The organism is Coprobacter tertius, assembly GCF_024330105.1.
GTDB lineage: Bacteria > Bacteroidota > Bacteroidia > Bacteroidales > Coprobacteraceae > Coprobacter > Coprobacter tertius.
Genome location: NZ_JANDHW010000008.1, coordinates 46161 through 63971, shown reverse-complemented (window position 1 = coordinate 63971; position 17811 = coordinate 46161). Strand labels below are relative to the sequence as shown.

Here is a 17811-nt window from a genome sequence, read left to right as displayed (position 1 = left end):
AAAATGTTTCGTTTAGTCTGGTAGGAAGAAAACGGTAAGCGACCGAGCGCCTTGTGCGCCGCGTATCATTACGGCTCCGATATCGGCAGTTGCAGACGGTCCCAACATAAAACATCCGTAGTGGGTGGAAGACAAGTCGATTTTTCGGTAAGCCTCGTAAAGGTCTTTTACTAAGTTATTTTTATCGAGTAAAATCACCAAATGTTGTGAGAGAAATCCCAAGGCATTGATTTTCAGATCTTCTTGTGTTATCCAGACCATTCCGTTTTCTGCAATGCCGAAATGGGCTTGTACTACACCAACATCGACATCGGCCAGTTCGTGTGGATCTTTTACGGTATGAATATTTTTGTTTCCGTGAATACGGGGTGTTGCCGAACAGATGACTTTTGCATCGGGAAATAACGTATGCAGTAATTTATTAGCTTCGATCTCGTCATTTACCTCATGAAAAGTGCCGGCTGCCAAAGTGAGGTTTTCTTTGAATGCATCGAGAAGATCAGGTATATTTCTACCGAAATCGGGAATTTCAGGAATTTCAGTTTTTTCTTCAGGTAGATTTTTTTTTATAGCCAGTAATATTTCGTCTTTCGTACTTTTCATAATTCTTCGGGATTTTTTCTGTTTTTCAGATACCAGTTTCTGAATTTTCGTTTCGAGAAATCGGGTAATTCGCGGTGACGCCCCCAAGGATTTAATGTTTTGTTATATAGCAGAAAACGGGGTGCGAGAGGGAGTAATCGGGAGGCTGCCGCTTCGGCTGTTCTGAAAACGAATGGATGTGCAAAAACAAATCCGGCAGCTTTGAATGAATATTTACGGATAGCAGGCAAATAATTTTTCTGTACCATGACTTCGCGCCATTTGTAAATCTGGGTACTGATATCTATTTTTACCGGGCAAACTTCGCTACATGATCCGCATAGTGTTGAATGAAAGGGAAGTTCGCTGTATTTATGTCCGTCGAAGGTAGGATCGAGGATAATACCGATCGGTCCTGAGTAAACGGCTTTATAGGAAAGACCTCCGCTTCTTCGGTAAACCGGGCATGTATTCATGCAGGCTCCGCATCGGATACATTTCAGAGAGGTCCTGAAATCGGAATTCCCTAATCTTTTGCTGCGGCCGTTATCGGTTAGGATTATATGCAATTCGCCACCGTATCTCGGACCGGTAAAATGTGAAGTATATTGTGTTGCCGGTGTTCCCAAAGCACTACGTGATAATAACCCGATGAATACACTCAGGTCTCGGGTACGGGGAATAATTTTTTCGATTCCGATACTGGCAATGTGTAAAGGAGGTACAGAGGCTCCGATATCGGCGTTTCCTTCATTGGTACAAACAACGAATGTCCCGGTTTCGGCTACAGCAAAGTTCGCTCCTGTCATGCCGGCTCCGGCTTTCAAAAATTTAGGACGCGCATTATTACGCATGGCTTCGTTTAACGAATGAGGATCGTTATCGTTAGGATCTGTACCTATATTTTCCGCAAAAATGCGGGCTACGTCTTCTGTCGTTTTTTCGATAGCAGGCATGACGATATGGCTCGGAAGTTCTTGGGAAAGTTGTTGTATGCGTTCGCCCAGATCGCTTTCGGTTACAGTGATTCCGTTTTTTTCGAGAAAAGGTACCATGCCGCATTCTTCCTGAAGCATCGATTTACTTTTTATTATTTCACCGACATGCTTGTCGCGGAGTATGCTCAGTACAATTTCATTATGTTCTGTTGCATCTTTAGCCCAATGTACGATTGCCCCGTTTTTTTCGGCATTTTCGGCAAATTGTGCAACATATTGGTCGAGATGCGAAAGGGTATGCATTTTTATTTGTGAAGCCAGTTCTCTGAGATCTTCCCATTCAGGAATGGTAGAAGCGATATGATCACGTTTTACTCGGGCATTCCAAAGATTTTTATCATGTAGTCTTTCGTGTATATTGTCCCGGTTGATAAATTCTCCGGCATTTTTAGCGACATTTATAACTTTTTCCATATATATTATTTTTTAAATGGACCGCCGTTGAGTATCTGAGCGATATGTATAAATGGGATGGTTATACCGTTTCTACGGGCAATACCTTCTTGATGCATTAAGCATGACATGTCGGGTGAAACGACAAATTCCGCACCATGGGCTATGTAGTCCGAAACTTTGTCGAGACCCATGCGTGCACTTACTTCTTCGTCGGTTACACAAAATGTTCCGCCGAAACCGCAACATTCGTCCGGACGATCGAGTTTTACTAATTCTATGTCTGGAATTGTATGTAGCAAATCGGCCGATTTGTTATAAGGTTTTCCCATAATTTCAGAAGGTTTTGCGATACCGAGTCCCCTGATCGAACTACAACTGTTGTGCAGTGCTACTTTATGTGGAAAACTGATACCGGGAAACGATTCTATTTTAAGAATGTCGTGCAGAAATTCTACCAGTTCATAGGTGTTTTTTCGTACGTGTTGTACTTCGGGAGTCTGTTCCAGTTTATCGTAATGTATACGTACTTGTTTTACACAGCTTCCGGCAGGAGCTACGATATAGTCGTATTCTTTGAAATTTTCGACGAAAAGTTCTTCTGCGCATCTTGCGCTTTTGTGATCTCCTTCGTTTGTCATGGGTTGTCCGCAGCATGTTTGCCGTAAGGGAACTTCTACGTCTATTCCTGCCTTTTCGAGTAGTTCGAGAGTTGCTATGCCTACCTCTGGATAGACGGCGTCGATATAACAGGGAATGAATAAGCCGACTTTCATAAATAATAATGTATTTTAAAAACCGGTATTAACATAATAGCGGTATGATAATAACAATATAAAGTCCGAAAAGTCTTTTAAGGACTTCAACAAAGATAGTACAGCTTTCCCGATATCGGATTTACGATGAGATTAAAATATTTAAAATAATAGAATTTAAATATGCTTTTGGGCATCTTCTTTTCGCAGAAAATGTTTCCTTAAAACATAGTCTAATCCTAATAGGATAAGGGATAATATAGCAACAAATATGTAAAATCCGTATTCAGAAATTCCTTTAAGAGAAGAGAAAATATTTTTGAAAGAAGAAATTAAAATATTCCAGTTCATTTCTAATTCTCTCGATCCCAGTTGTATTATAATGGCTAATACGATAACCGACAGCATGCCGGCGCATACGGCAAATAATCCGACCCAATAATAGAAGTCGCCCTGTTTCTTTCTGCGGGTGTTTTCGGCCATTACGCTTTTCATAACCCGGGCTCGAAAGTCGTTTGGAAGAATATCTTCAGGCATCTTCTCGAAGATTTCTTTTAGTTTATCATCGGAAAATTTATTTGTATTCATTTTATTCCCTTTCTAAACAAATTGTTGCATGATTACAGCTAATTTTTTACGTATGCGATAAAGTCGGGTTTTTACGTTCGATACAGATAAACCGCTGATTGACGCAATTTGTTCTATCGGTATTTTTTCGTTGTAAAAAAACGAGACTAAAGCGCGTTCTTCCGGTAACAGACATTTTAACGCCTTATCGAGTTCCTCGAGCAATTGGGAGGTATCCTCATTGCTGAAGACCTCGTTTATCTTTTCTTCGGTTACATCATCGATTACAAGATTATCGATCGTTAGAAATTCATATTTCTTTTTGCGAGTATATGAGATTGCCGTATTGTATGCAATCTGATATATCCATGTCGAAAAGCTGCAATCTCCTTTGAATTTACTTAATGCTCTGAAAGCTTTTAAAAAAGTATCCTGAGCCAGTTCTTCAGCATCTTCTCTATTTTTAACTACACGTACGATCAGGCTGAATACCCGTTGACCATACCTGTCGACTAAACAGCCGAAAAGGTCTGTTTCTCCTCCGGTAATACGTTTTATCAGGTATTTATCATCCAGTGATTCCATTCTATAATTTCGACGTAAGATATATAAAAAGGTTACACGTGCTATCGTTAAATATTTTTTTTCGGGTTATTTGTAACCTTTTTCTTAACCTCACGTCAAAAATAACAGAAACGAAAATGTTTAACTCTAAAATTTGAAATCTTATGTTTGATTTTCTTACAGCACCTCTTGTAGTTGGTATACTTACATTAGGTATTTATGCACTATTCGATTTGCTCGTTCGTAGAAAAGAACGAATGGCCATAATCGATAAACTGGGTGATAAACTCGATAAATCTATGCTCGAGGGAAAATTGAAATTACCGACATTCCGTAATGTAAATTTTTCTTTCACTTCTTTGAAGATCGGTACTTTTCTTACCTGTATAGGTATCGGTATCCTCGTGGGATATTTATTATGTGCAGGTACTATCACGTCTTATATCGATGGTGACTGGACATGGGAAAAGAGGCAGGTAGCAAGTATTATATACGGTTCATGTATCCTGATTTCCGGAGGTATCGGTTTGCTTATCGCATTTTTTATAGAGTTGACTCTCAAAAGAGAAAAAAAAGAAAAGTAATGTTTCTGGTTTGAAAGAGAGAAAAGTGGTTGTTTTAATAAAAAAGCTGTTTTTTTGAAACAGCTTTTTTTATATAAAAACAGTTACCGTTGTAGATACTACCGACGGTAACTGTTTTTTGTTTGAAGATTAATCTGGTTCAGAAATTTATTTATTTGTTTTTATAAGTAAATTATTTGTATTCGTATCGTTCCATTCCATCATTAACTGACGGAAGTCGGAATATTCCTGAGGTGTAATAAGTTGCTTTTTCAGTTTAAGCGAACGGGTTATATTTATGGTTTGTCCGTTTTGCTTTATCGAGATAAAAAGGTCGCCGATGCGGTTATTTAATTTTTTCTCCATATTAGGAGAGCAGTTGATAAGGGTATCGGGTAACGTTATGGTATAAGTATATTGTTCATCACATAGTCGAGGTAACAATAGGTTTACATTACGGCTGCTGTTTAGCCGTGTATAGGGCATATGTGCATATCCAAACCGTGAATCAGGTAATTTAACCAATGAATAACCAGTATTGTCTTTCAATGATTGAACACGTGAAAACAAATTTGTCGCCAATCCGTTTTTTAGATTCATGTCAGTCTGAAAATAAGGGAAGAATGCCACACTTTCTTGTGATGAAATTTTAGAGTCGGCAGCGATTTTGTTTTCATCGGTAGAAAAACTTATTGTAACCTTGTAATCTATTTTATCGGATGGAGTAGGAATCATTATTTTTTTTCCGGAATTATCAAGAGACAGAATAGGAACAAAGGTGTGTTTCCAAACAATGGGAGAAATTGTTTTTGAGGTTGGCGATAACAGATATTCTTTACCGTCGGCTACCGTGCGTATCGTAAAACCTGCAATAGCACTTAATCCCAGTACCTCGGTAGGCAGTTCAGCCTGGTAATAAGCGGCAGTTTCGGCAGATAAACCGGCTTTTTTCAGCAGAATAGATAATAGGGCGGTTTTTTCTGTTGTTGTTGCATAAGCTGAACGGATAATTTCATCAGCAGGCCTTATGCGAAATCCCGTTTCCGACAGGGAAAGGCGGCTGTTATCGAGTTGTTCGGTAACATAACTTACGATAGCGTTCAGTTTTTCGGTATCGGTATTTTGTCCTTTGAGAAGATCGGTTACAAATGTTTCTATTTGTTGTTTATTTCCCTCAGAAAAACGATTGTTTAAAGTCTCTAATGCTTTTGCTGCTGTACTGTAAGTAGAGGCTGAAAATAGAGGAATATCCCCTTCTGCAGGTGTTATCCAGGGAGCCCGGCTCGAAGCGGCGATATTACGTAACGACCATTTAACTTGTTTGATCCCGTTTGATGACGTTATTACCGGTTTTACTTTCATCGAAGAAATCTCGTATTGTAAAGACTTGCCTTCGGGAACGTTTAGCGTAATGTCATATTCTTTTACAGGAGAGGTTTGTGCTATCGGTTCGAAAATATCCAGTTCGGGTAGGTATCCGGGCTTGGAAATAATGGAATAATCGAGCACAATGGTCGCTCCTAATTCGAGACCTGTATGTACGATAACGAGCTCCTTCAAGTAGTTGTAAGCCGGGGCATTTGCGGCGTTCGCCGGGAGTACTTCTACGAAAGCGTTTTCCGGTGTTTTTACGATGTTACCGTCTTTTTGTCGAGTATAAGAACTGTGTATTTTAACTTCTTGTTGCAAAGGATTATACACGATAAAACTCTCTCCGTAAGTTTGGTTCATAGCCGTATGTGTAAATAAAGTCAGTTCTTTATAAATACGGGTTTCCTGACTACCGTCGGGACGAAGGATATAAGTTTTTGACAGTTTTACGTATTCGGCCTCCGAGGCTGCATTTATCGCTAAAGACGAAACGAGCAGGCAAAGGATCAGTATGTATTTATTATGTGGTTGTATCATTGTCGTCGTATTTTTAAAAAATTATTTTTTAAGGATAAGATAATCTCCTTGTTCTTTATAGGCATTTATCGCACTGCGGAATCCATCCCAGTCATTGGGTTCGTAAACTCTCTTTTTAAGAGCAAGGGTTTCGGAAATAACGATCTTATCTTTATTTTGTACGATTGAACCCTTAAAATCTGCTGCCGGAGATTTTATGTTGTCTGCTTTTTCTTCGGTTAATCTATAGCCTTTGGGTATCTGTAAGTTTTCGTTTAGTTCTACTAATCTCGAACATCCGTCTTTAAATCCGTATTTTCTTTCGGGAATATCGGTGTTGATTCTGAGAAAAGTCATAACCTGAGAATACAGATTGTTCATGACCATTGGTTTTACAAGTAATTCGTTTTTACCTTTTACAGCATAGTCGGGTATTTGGTAACGGAAAGTAATACTGATGTTCGATGCTTGGTAATTTTTAGGGTCTTTGCCGTAATCGACACTGATGAGACGGGCTTTGGGTGAAACATTTAATAATTGTGATTCGAGTGAATTTTTCCATTCCGATTGCCATCCAAGTGTGAAAATACGACGTATGTTACTGTCGCTCTGTCCCTCGGCTGTAATAGTGAATTTACCGGTGAGAGTACCGTTTTCATTCAGTTTGTTGTCTGCGAAAATGCGTACGAAGTGATTTTCGGGAGCCGAAACAGGAGTCAGGCAGAGATCTGAGCCTTCCGGGATGCCGGGGAGATAGTTTTGTTGTTGTTCGGCGCTACTCCATAATTCGCGGCAGAAAGGTACCCATGTAGGATCGAGAGGCATATATGTGCCATTACTGAGTTTTACTACGGCGACACAGTGATTGAAATGGTCGGCAGGAATACTTTCCACACGGCTTCCGGCCATTGTCATTGCCGGATAAGCTTCAAAGCCTGCCATTCGAAGGAACGAAATCAATGTACCGGCAATATCTTTACAAACTCCGCAACGGTCGGTATAATTCATTCGGGTATTGTGTAATGTGTATCCTTCGCCTTTTCCCATCGATATGCCGGCATATCTTATGTTATCGGCAACCCAATGTGTGAGGACGGCGATTTTTTCCATTTCGGTTTTTTTACCTTTAATCAGTTCGTCAACTTTTTTTTGTGCTTCGGGTAAGGCTTCGAAACTACCGTAGTCTTCATTTACTTTATTAAACCATAATGATTTGTCTTTCCATTGGGGAGTAGATGACATCATTAATTTAGGGGCTGCGTCAAAAAGGTCTACCATATTGGGCTCGCTTCTGAAAGGCATTATATCGGTCATCGTGAAAGTATATGACTTGCGGCCGCCTTCATATCGCATTGATGAAGCACATTCTCCCTGATAAAATTGAAATTGCATTTCCTTATCCATCGGGACCGAAACTTTATATACTTTACGTAAGGTCGGTGCATTTCCCGTACTCCAGAAAGGAACTATATCGTAAAATTGCCCTCTCATGGGAGGAATAAAACGAGACTCGTCGACGTCGTTTCCACCGAGCAATGCGTAAGTAAATCCTTTTTTTTCGATTTCGTATTCGATAATATCACCCGGTTGCAATTGACCTACTTCGAGCATGATTTGTCGGGCACCCCAATAAATAGCGCGTGCCGGAGCCGCATAATCGCATGCTGTCGTAAGATCGATATTTTCTTTTTCACCTGTCGTACGGTATATTGTCGCTTTTTTAAACCGAGCGTATGCCGTCAATGGATCATAATCGTATTTTATAATGCGATTGGCAATAGCTCCTTTAGGAGATTGTACTTTAACGGCTTTACAAATCGAAAACGATCCGGAACCATTGGGTTGTACGGTAACAGAAGTGCTGTCGAGCAGTGTTACCTGATCATAGGCTGTGTATATACCCTTTTCTGTTGCAGTCTGTTGTGGTTTCCAGTTTTGCGCTTGCACAACAGAAAGAACCAGCGATAGGGTAAAGGTCGCTAAATACTTCATAGATGTGATGTTTATGTGTTTCTTTAAGATTCGAAGCCTAAAGATACATATTATATCGCAACTATATTTTTCTTCTTCTTGTTTTTCTGATAACAAATTCTAAAAATCACTTTCTCGTAATTGAAAAGTGTAAAAATATGATATAAAGTAATTTTTTTTGCCGGGAAAGAAATATATATAGGATAGTTGTTGACCTTATCGGGAAGAAACTTTGAAGGTTGTTAAATTCCCTTTGTGATCAGAAGGCCAGACACTTTTAGGTATGTAAATATTGTCTTTTGTATCGGCAGGTATAATTTTACCTCGTAAAACAGTGCCCGATGGGCCTACAAGAGTGCTTTTTAACAATGATAAAACCGAATCGGGAGAGTAATAGTAGATAAAATCGATCCGGTCCCGTTCGTCGGCTTCGGGTGCCCATGCCAGATTTTCGAGATCAGCTTTTTCGGCCTCTCGATTTCCTGCCGGGAAAGTAAATCCCGGATAGGTTACCGCATCGGGATATTTTTCCCGGTAAGAGTCTTTGAACCCGGCGTCGAGAAGCATAGCTGAGCAATCCCAACGGATTACAGCGCCGTTGTGATCCCACAGGTTTTTTGTATTTTCTTGCCAGTCCAGAAGAGAGGGTTCGTTAAAATCGCCTCCGATAATTACAGCTCGCCCTTTTTTGATTTCTTTCTGTGCATCTTTTAAAAAAGCGGAAATACTTTCGTCTCTGAATGATAACCTGTTTGCTTTTAAAACGGTATTTTCATCGGTAACAGGATGGTCTATTTTTTTCCAGGTGGTTCCGCTGTATCCGCGGGGCAGATAGCATTCGTAATTTCTATAGTCGAGATGACATGAATATATCGATATGGGTTGTCCTTTTATGGTTACGGTAGTTTTTAACATAGCACGAGATTCGTCTCCCGGAACGATGCAGCGCTTTACAATGCTATCGGGAATGATTTTGGTCAGTAAACCTACCGATAATCCTAATGTTTCTCCGTGATAATATTTCCCTCGTTCGGCCAGATCACCGATGATTTTATGCATAAACGGGTGTCTTATTTCGCAGAGAAGAACAATATCTGCGTTTACTTCATCTAAAACATTCAGAATGCATTCATAACCGTTGGGAACTTTTGTTCCGCCATGCCATAAATTCATCTGGAATACAGAGATCGTATCCGATTGTGTATTTCGGGCATTTAAATTGTATAAAAAAGAATATATAGATAGTAATATTAGTAATGGTATTATTTTTTTCATGGTTATTTTGTTTAATAACTCAGAATGTACATTTTTTTTAAAAAGGTTGTTTTCACGATTATAATTTCGAAATATTTTCTTTTTCATGCTGGTGACGATTCTTTAGCAAAGGTATGATGTTTTTTTATTTTCGAAAATAAAAATGTTATTTATGTATCAGATATAGTACGACTTACATGAAAAAATATAAAATCGCTCTTAACCAGCACTATTTATGGCTAAGATCGATGTATAAAAATGGAACTTAATATATTTATTCGTCTGGATATTGTAAAGGATGCATTAATTCATATAGCGGCCCTTTTATTTTACACAAGAGAACAATTTTCTTTTGCAGATAGTTTTTACAGGTAAAATGAGCAAACCAAATTTAATAAAAAGGGTTATAATAAGTGTATAAACAATTTTTCCTGAAGTTTAATACTAAAATATCAGAATCGTTGAAATACCTAAAACTAATCCTTATAGTCTTGTTATTAAATTCTTTTTGGGCGGGTGCTACCGAAAGTAAAGAACTTCCTCGTTTTAAATTAGGGGGTGCTTTGCGATTCAATTATAACTTTTCCGACTGGAATCAGGGGCACCGAAAAAGAGGTGGAGATTTCGGGTACGATGTCTTGCGGTTCAGACTTACGGGGTCTTATAAAAAGTTTATGCTCGATGCTGATTTTCGTTTTTACAGTAAAGACTATGGTGGTCCTATGCTTAAATATGGCTGGATCGGATACCGGTTTAATCCCGAACATCAGTTGCAGTTAGGTCTTACAGGGGTTCCTTTTGGAATACAACCGTATAGCGCGCATAATTTCTTTTTTCAGATCTCGTATTATATCGGTTTAGAGGATGATTCGGACATGGGTATAAAATATCTTTATACCGGGGAGCACTGGGAATATACATTGGCCTTTTTTAAGAATGCCGAGGAGTTGTTGTTTGGTTCTAAAACAGAAACAAGCGACGACCGGTATGCTTATGATGTAGCCGGGCGAAATAAAGAAATAAATCAGGGGAACGCTCAGGCGTTTTATAAATGGGGCGATGACTTTAGGCAAAAAGTAGGGGTATCGGCAGAATTCGGGCAATTGTATAATCTCGATACCGAACGCAAAGGAACGCACTTTGCTTTTGCCGTGCATCATGAATTGTACTGGAAGGGATTAAGTCTGAAAACACAAATTGCGACTTATGCCATGTACCCTTGTAATGTTTCGGGGGTTAGTCGCGATACGGTAACGATGACCGCATACGGCGCACCGTATAAAGTCGCTTCGAAAGCAAATATATATACGATAGGAATCGGTTATACTTTCCCGGTAAAATGGGGCCCTATAAATAGCATACAGGTTTATAACGATTTCGGCTGGATGCAGAAGTGGAAAAAAGATTTTAATGATAGTTTTCAGAATGTGACGGGATGTATGATTGCAGCCGGGCCTGTTTATACTTACATAGATTATGCTTTGGGTAAGCATCAGGCGTGGCTCGGCCCCGACTGGGAGGGCTTTGGACCAGGGTATGGCAGCAATTCATGGCATGCCCGTTTTAATGTGAATATCGGTTATTACTTTTAAGATCAATGGTATATGATAAAAGATATATTTGAATTGTATATAAAACGACATGATTTTTTTCTGGAACTTACACTCCAGCATATCATAATATCTGCGATCGCAATTGCGATTGCGATTGTTGTCGGATTGGTTTTGGGTGTATTTATAAGTCAGTATAGACGTGCTTCAAGTTGGGTATTGGGATTGACTAACTTTATATATACGATTCCTTCTATTGCTCTTTTTGGTTTTCTAATACCTGTATCGGGTATTGGAAATACCACTGCTGTTGTCGCATTGTCGGTATATGCACTTTTACCTATGGTACGGAATACATATACCGGAATAACAGGAATCGATAATGAAATTATCGAGGCGGCCAGGGGAATGGGAAGCACTCCATTTCAGATTTTAAATAAAATAAAATTGCCTTTGGCTTTCCCGGTAATTTTGTCCGGGATACGTACGATGATGGTAATGACAATTGCTTTGGCTGGCATTGCTGCTTTTATCGGGGCGGGAGGGCTCGGAGTCGCGATATATCGAGGTATTACTACCAATAATGGCTCTATGACGGTCGCTGGTAGTTTGCTTATTGCATTATTGGCATTACTGGCCGATTATGGAGTGGGGTGTTATGAAAGACATATTTTGAAAAAAAGAAAATTAAAATGATCGAAAATCATATGAAAACAAAATTAACGGTTTTAGTCACATTGTTTATCCTTATTTCGGCATGTACCGATCATAATAAAACGATACATATCGCAACCAAACCTATGACCGAACAGTTTATACTGGGAGAAATACTGGCGTTGCTTATCGAAGATAATACCGATTATCCTGTGGTTGTTACAAAGGGAATTGGAGGGGGTACGAGTAATATTCATCCGGCTTTAGTAAAAGGAGAATTCGATTTATATCCGGAATATACGGGTACGGGCTGGCTCGTAGTCCTTAAAAAAGATACTTTTCCTGATAAAGAAGAATTGTATGATGAATTGAAAAAAGAATATCATGAAAAATACGGGTTGGCCTGGATTGCTCCGTATGGTTTTAATAATGCCTATAGTTTGGCTGTAAGCGAAAAGAATGCTCGGAAATTTAATCTTCGTACTTTTTCGGATATAGCCCGTTATCCGAATGTATTTACGTTAGGGGCAGAATATGATTTTTTTGAAATAAACAAAGGTTATGACGAGTTGTGCGAATGTTATGGTTTTAAGTTTAAGAAGACGATGGATATGGATATAGGACTGAAATATGAAGCGATTAGGTCGGGTAAGATAGATATTATGAATATTTTTACGACTGACGGACAGTTGTGCGGATCGGGATTAATTACTCTTGAAGATGACAAACATTTTTTCCCTTCATATTATTGCGCAACGGTCGTACGAGAAGACTGTTTGAAAAGCCATCCGGGACTTGAAGAAACGTTGAGGAAAATGGAGAATTTACTTACCGACCGGGAAATGGCTGAACTTAATTATCAGGTTGATATTGCCGGACGTTCTGAACGGGATGTAGCAAGGGAATTTTTGGTATATAAAAGATTGTTGAGGAAAGAATGATGACGGCGGAAAACGGTACGGTCATACGGTTCGAACATGTATTCAAATCGTATGGAGATCATGAAATACTGAAAGATTTTGGTCTCGAGGTAAAGAAAGGTGAATTTTTGACGGTCATAGGTAGCTCGGGTAGCGGAAAAACGACTATGCTGAAAATGATTAACGGTTTGTTGACACCTACTTCGGGGACGATTTATGTAGATGGGAAAGATATTTCGAAGGAAAACCAGACTTTATTGCGTAGAAATATCGGATATGTCATACAGGGAATCGGATTATTTCCACATATGACGGTCTGGAAAAATATAGCTTATGTACCCCAATTACTGAATCATAGAGATAAAATACGTACTCATAAGGCGGTAGATCGATTAATAGAAGTTGTAGGTTTAAACAAAGAAATGCTTACTCGTTATCCTGCAGAATTATCGGGAGGGCAAAGACAGCGGGTGGGCATCGCCCGTGCACTGGCAGCAAATCCCGATATTTTGCTGATGGATGAGCCGTTCGGCGCAGTGGATGAAATAACAAGAAAATCTCTTCAACATGAAATTTCCCGTATTCATAACGAATTGGGGGTAACGGTCGTTTTTATTACTCATGATATAAAAGAGGCATTGACTCTCGGAACGCGTGTTTTGGTGATGAACAACGGGAAAACAGAGCAGATCGATACTCCGGATGCAATTTTACATCATCCTGCTACTCCGTTTGTGAAAGAGCTGGTACAGGCAAGTTACAATTGTTGAGTCGATCTTGAATTATAATATGCTATAGATTGCGATGACATGACATACGCTTCCGAATAAAACAAAAAGGTGAAATACAAAGTGCATGTATTTTAATTTTGTAAGGGAATAAAATAATGCGCCTACAACGTAGGAGACTCCTCCCGCAATTAACCAGTAAACCGTGCTCATAAGACCTTCGGGTGAGAGGACATCGGTCAGCGGTTTAAAGGCAATAAGGATACTGCATCCCATAACTATATAACAAATAGTTTCGAGGTTGCTATGTTCTTTCAGATTGGTAAAACTTAGGATTATTCCCACGATGGCAGATAACCATACAAAAGTGAAAAGAGACCATCCCCATGCGCCGGCGTCCCGTAGTACTACTAATGTAAAAGGAGCATAGGTTCCGGCTATGTGTAAATATATAGCGCTATGATCGAGTTTACGAAGTAATGATTTGCGTTTTACATTATTAGTGGAATGATAAAGCGTAGAGGTTGAATAAGAGGCCAGCATACCTATGAGATAAAAGGTAACACCTGCGACAGCCCAAGCATTTTTACTCGCGATGGATGCTTTTATCAAAATAACTCCTGCCGCGATTCCGAATAGAATCCCGAATCCATGCGAAACAGAGTTAGCGATTTCTTCTCCTCGAGTATATTTTTTCATTACCTCTCCCTATTTTTATCGTTGCAAAGATAAGAGAATAATTACTCTTGCTGGAGATTGGTCTTAAAATTAAATATTCAAAAATACTTTTAAGGAGAGGTATCGAGGTATTCTTTTTTAAAAATCGAAATACACAGAATAAAAATAGCCAAAAGCAGAGGACCGAAAATGACTCCCATAAAACCGAATATCGGCAATCCGATAACTACTCCGAAAATAGTGATAAGCGGATGGGTATCGGCCATTTTCTTTTGTAGTACAAAACGTATCAAATTATCTACGTGTGTAATGATTACGATGGCGTATATGGCGATGCCGACAGCATTCCATATATCTCCCGTTGTTGCCATATAAATAACGAGGGGTAACCATACTATTGCCGTTCCTATAACAGGTATAATGGTGGCGAAGCAGGTAAGCAGCCCCCAAATATAAGGGTTTGGTGCGTTAAATATAAGATATCCGATGAGAGCTACACCACCTTGTATGATCGCAAGTAAAGGTATGCCGATGGCATTTGATTTTACAATCATGTTTACCTCGTTGAGGATATGTCTTTTGTCGGTTTTGTTGAAAGGCAGAATTTCATTGATATAATTTTCCATTTTCTTACCACCTATCAGCATAAAATAAAGAACAAATATCAATGTAAATATGTTGATAGCAAAACTACTTATTCCGCTCATAAGAGCTTGTCCGATACGGGGTATCATTGCTGCTATCGAAGATATATTATCATTTGCTAAAAGGTTATACCCGGTTTTTTCTTTTATAACCGATGCAAAATGCTGAATCGGTGATATGATCGATTGAGGATCGAGATTGATATCCTGTATTTTATTTACCATAAGCCAGACGATGAGTGAAAGGGGAATAAGAAAACATAGAATGGCTTCCATCAGTATTAAAATAGCGGCAAGGCCTCGTTTTATTTTACGGCGAGTCGTGAGTTGGCGCATCTGATTTCTGAGAAGTAAATATATAGTAAAAGCGCCCAATAATCCGCTCATAAATGGTGTAAGGTAGATAAATATAACGGTACCGAGTCCCAGTATGAGAGTAATCAGTGAATATTTCCAATATTGTTCTTTTATCGACATAGTTTTGGCATTAAAACGATATGTTTTTAAACCAAAGAACAATAATTTTTATGTAAATGTTTATTTTATTGTATCGGATTGAGGTAAAGTACAGGCATATAATTTATTACTGGAAATGATTTTACTGTTTTTTCTTTGGTATATATAAATTATTTAAGAGAATTTTTTAGTGAACAAAAAGGGTTATGAAATTGTAATTCTTAATAATTAACCAAAAAATAAAGATATGTTACGCAGGATTTTATTTATGTTTATTTTAGGAGCCGGAACATCATGGGTCGCGACAGCTCAGGAAACTGTGAAAGATTCGGTCTGGACATTGGGTGGAAATGCAGGACTGAAACTCACTCAGGTAAGTTTCTCGAACTGGGCGACCGGTGGTGAAAATGCTGTTGCATTCGATCTTCAGGGGGCTTATGAAGCGGATTATAAAAAAGGGAAGCATTTATGGAGAAATCGTCTTGAATTGGCATATGGATTAAATAAGAATAAAGGCGAAGGAACTAAGAAAACGAGTGATAAAATATATCTGAATTCGAATTATGGATATGAAGTATATAAAAATTTGTATGTGAGTGCATTACTTAATTATCAATCGCAGTTTTCGCCAGGTTATGATTATGCGGTCGATCGCCATACGGCTATATCTCGGTTTATGGCTCCCGGTTATCTGATGACAGGGTTAGGTATTACATGGACTCCTGTTAAATATTTTACAGCAACTTTTACCCCGGCTACTTGGCGGGGAACTTTCGTGTTGGATAAAACGTTGAGAGACCAGGGGGCTTTCGGGGTAAAAGACGGGAAAAAATTGTTATCGGAGTTTGGAGCGAATCTTAAGCTCGAAGCTAAATACGAATTTATGAAGAATATGACTGTATATTCGCGTCTCGATCTTTATTCCGACTATTTACGCAAACCGCAGAATGTCGACGTAAACTGGGAAGTACAAATAAATATGGTGATCAATAAATGGTTTTCGGCAAATATCACTACCAATATGGTGTATGATGATGATGTGAAGATATTACAAAAAAATGGGACGAGAGGTGCCAGGTTGCAGTTTAAAGAACTGTTGGGTGTAGGTTTGCAATATAATTTCTGATGAGAAATGAGAAAATATATAGTTACATAGGAGGTATGCCGTTTGTTAATTTTTGCAATTATCATGTAGAAGATTATACGGTAGCCTCGAGATATATGTGAAAAAACCGGAAAAGCGACCTGATATATATGGCCTCTTTTCCGGTTTTTTGCTGGAATAGAGTATTTTTATTGTGGAATTTTTCTACAATAAAAATTTGTTTTCCACACTCTGAATTTGTATGTTATTTAATTAAATGGCTGATAATTATTTATTTAAATAGTTTTCTTGAAAAATGGAATATCGTTTGATATTAAATAATAAATAGAAGTAAATCAATTAAAATTTTACACGTCGTAATTATGAAACTAAAAAATTGGGGTGCGGCTGTGAGTATCAGCGGAAAAAAAATAATTTGGATACTTGCCGCAATTATCGTAGTAGCCGGTATTCTGTATATCGTATTGTCTCCGAAACCTGATTCAGAGGAATTACCAACGGTAGAAGTAATTCCTGCGGCTAAAGACAATGTAGAAATATACGGGGAGTATGTCGGGCGTATAAAAGCTCAGCAGTTTGTCGAAGTTCGGGCACGCGTAGAAGGTTATCTCGAAAAAATGCTTTTTGAAGAAGGTTCTTTTGTGAAAAAAGATCAAGTATTATTTATTATTAATCAGGAATTGTATAAGGCAAAACTGAATAAAGCCCAAGCTCAGTTAAATAAAGATAAGGCGATGGCATTGAAAGCTAAGCGCGATCTCGATCGTATCGAACCGTTGTACAAGCAAAATGCTGCCAGTCAGCTCGATCTCGATAATGCTATCGCTACTTATGAGAGTGCGACGGCTTCGGTATCGATGAGCGAGGCGGATGTTTCTCAGGCAAAGCTGGAATTGGGATATACCATGGTACGTTCGCCTTTAGCGGGGCGTATCAGCGAACGTCATGTCGATATAGGTACCTTGGTGGGTCCGGGTGGTCAATCGTTATTGGCTACGATCGTTAAAAGCGATACGGTTGCGGTGGATTTCAGTATGACGGCTCTCGATTATTTGAGAAGTAAAGAACGTAATGTTAATCTGGGTCAACGAGATACGAGTCGTACTTGGAATCCTTATATTACTATTACTTTGCCCGATAATTCGGTATATCCGCTAAAAGGGCTGGTCGATTTTGCGGAACCGCAAGTCGATCCTCAGACCGGTACTTTTTCGGTACGTGCCAAGATGCCTAACCCCAATCAGGTTTTGTTACCGGGACAGTTTACTAAAGTAAAACTTTTACTCGATGTAAGGGAAGATGTCGTTGTCGTTCCTACAAAGGCAGTCGTTATCGAAAAAGGCGGTGCTTACATTTTTGTCGTACGTAAGGATGGAACGGTCGAAAAGCGTTTTCTTGAATTGGGACCTGAAGTTGATAATAAAGTAGTGGTTGAGCGAGGTCTCGTAGCCGGTGAGAATATTGTTGTGGAAGGTTACCATAAACTGAATCCCGGAATGAAAGTAAAAGTAGTAGTTAAGCCGAAGGCTTGAATTTTTGAAA

At 39.0% G+C, this 17811-nt stretch carries 17 protein-coding genes; 7 read left to right on the top strand and 10 right to left on the bottom strand.

The annotated features are described in order from the left end of the window. Window positions 1-12 precede the first annotated feature (12 nt). From NMU02_RS09345 to NMU02_RS09325, 5 genes are all read right to left on the bottom strand, one after another. Window positions 13-603, bottom strand: a complete 591-nt coding sequence (locus NMU02_RS09345) for a LutC/YkgG family protein (RefSeq protein ID WP_255027580.1) — start codon at window positions 601-603, stop codon at window positions 13-15. Then, complete coding sequence (locus NMU02_RS09340; RefSeq protein WP_255027578.1) at window positions 600-1994, bottom strand: lactate utilization protein B; 1395 nt, start codon at window positions 1992-1994, stop codon at window positions 600-602. The genes NMU02_RS09345 and NMU02_RS09340 overlap by 4 nt, the downstream gene beginning before the upstream one ends. 5 nt (window positions 1995-1999) lie before the next feature. Beyond that, window positions 2000-2749 (bottom strand): (Fe-S)-binding protein, encoded by a 750-nt coding sequence (locus NMU02_RS09335; RefSeq protein WP_255027577.1) that lies wholly within the window; start codon window positions 2747-2749, stop codon window positions 2000-2002. A 156-nt stretch (window positions 2750-2905) separates the two neighbouring features. Then, window positions 2906-3316, bottom strand: coding sequence for a hypothetical protein (locus NMU02_RS09330; protein WP_255027576.1), 411 nt, complete (start codon window positions 3314-3316; stop codon window positions 2906-2908). Between the two features lie 12 nt (window positions 3317-3328). Beyond that, window positions 3329-3880, bottom strand: coding sequence for an RNA polymerase sigma factor (locus NMU02_RS09325; RefSeq protein WP_255027575.1), 552 nt, complete (start codon window positions 3878-3880; stop codon window positions 3329-3331). Window positions 3881-4023: 143 nt separating this feature from the next. Here NMU02_RS09325 and NMU02_RS09320 point away from each other — a divergent pair, with 143 nt between their 5' ends. Continuing rightward, the gene (locus tag NMU02_RS09320) at window positions 4024-4443 is read left to right on the top strand and encodes a DUF6249 domain-containing protein (RefSeq protein WP_255027574.1); all 420 of its coding nucleotides are present in this window, start codon (window positions 4024-4026) and stop codon (window positions 4441-4443) included. A gap of 147 nt (window positions 4444-4590) precedes the next feature. Here NMU02_RS09320 and NMU02_RS09315 read toward each other — a convergent pair whose 3' ends face one another. The 3 genes from NMU02_RS09315 to NMU02_RS09305 all read right to left on the bottom strand — a co-directional run bounded on the left by NMU02_RS09315 (window position 4591) and on the right by NMU02_RS09305 (window position 9555). Continuing rightward, window positions 4591-6330 (bottom strand): DUF3857 domain-containing protein, encoded by a 1740-nt coding sequence (locus NMU02_RS09315; RefSeq protein ID WP_255027573.1) that lies wholly within the window; start codon window positions 6328-6330, stop codon window positions 4591-4593. A 21-nt stretch (window positions 6331-6351) separates the two neighbouring features. Next, the gene (locus NMU02_RS09310) at window positions 6352-8301 is read right to left on the bottom strand and encodes a DUF3857 domain-containing protein (RefSeq protein WP_255027572.1); all 1950 of its coding nucleotides are present in this window, start codon (window positions 8299-8301) and stop codon (window positions 6352-6354) included. A gap of 195 nt (window positions 8302-8496) precedes the next feature. After that, entirely contained in the window at window positions 8497-9555 is a 1059-nt protein-coding gene (locus NMU02_RS09305) for an endonuclease/exonuclease/phosphatase family protein (RefSeq protein ID WP_255027571.1), read from the bottom strand. A gap of 440 nt (window positions 9556-9995) precedes the next feature. Between NMU02_RS09305 and NMU02_RS09300 the strand changes: the two genes are divergently transcribed. From NMU02_RS09300 to NMU02_RS09285, 4 genes are read left to right on the top strand one after another with little or no spacing between them, the layout of a single operon-like run. Continuing rightward, window positions 9996-11126, top strand: a complete 1131-nt coding sequence (locus NMU02_RS09300) for a hypothetical protein (protein WP_255027570.1) — start codon at window positions 9996-9998, stop codon at window positions 11124-11126. 12 nt (window positions 11127-11138) lie between these two features. Continuing rightward, a complete protein-coding gene (locus tag NMU02_RS09295) occupies window positions 11139-11780 on the top strand; it encodes an ABC transporter permease (protein ID WP_255027569.1) in 642 nt (213 codons plus the stop codon). 11 nt (window positions 11781-11791) lie between these two features. Then, complete coding sequence (locus tag NMU02_RS09290; RefSeq protein ID WP_255027568.1) at window positions 11792-12679, top strand: glycine betaine ABC transporter substrate-binding protein; 888 nt, start codon at window positions 11792-11794, stop codon at window positions 12677-12679. Then, the gene (locus NMU02_RS09285) at window positions 12676-13428 is read left to right on the top strand and encodes an ABC transporter ATP-binding protein (protein ID WP_255027567.1); all 753 of its coding nucleotides are present in this window, start codon (window positions 12676-12678) and stop codon (window positions 13426-13428) included. The genes NMU02_RS09290 and NMU02_RS09285 overlap by 4 nt, the downstream gene beginning before the upstream one ends. Before the next feature lie 12 nt (window positions 13429-13440). On the opposite strand, the gene trhA is transcribed toward NMU02_RS09285, so the two are convergent. Both trhA and NMU02_RS09275 read right to left on the bottom strand, forming a co-directional pair. Further along, window positions 13441-14085, bottom strand: a complete 645-nt coding sequence (trhA, locus tag NMU02_RS09280) for a PAQR family membrane homeostasis protein TrhA (RefSeq protein ID WP_255027565.1) — start codon at window positions 14083-14085, stop codon at window positions 13441-13443. 89 nt (window positions 14086-14174) lie between these two features. Beyond that, a complete protein-coding gene (locus NMU02_RS09275) occupies window positions 14175-15185 on the bottom strand; it encodes an AI-2E family transporter (RefSeq protein WP_255027564.1) in 1011 nt (336 codons plus the stop codon). Between the two features lie 226 nt (window positions 15186-15411). Here NMU02_RS09275 and NMU02_RS09270 point away from each other — a divergent pair, with 226 nt between their 5' ends. Both NMU02_RS09270 and NMU02_RS09265 read left to right on the top strand, forming a co-directional pair. Then, on the top strand, window positions 15412-16290 hold the full coding sequence (locus tag NMU02_RS09270; RefSeq protein ID WP_255027563.1) for a DUF3078 domain-containing protein: 879 nt from the start codon (window positions 15412-15414) through the stop codon (window positions 16288-16290). Window positions 16291-16631: 341 nt separating this feature from the next. Then, window positions 16632-17801: an efflux RND transporter periplasmic adaptor subunit gene (locus NMU02_RS09265; protein WP_255027562.1), complete on the top strand. Its 1170-nt coding sequence runs from the start codon at window positions 16632-16634 to the stop codon at window positions 17799-17801. Window positions 17802-17811: the final 10 nt, after the last annotated feature.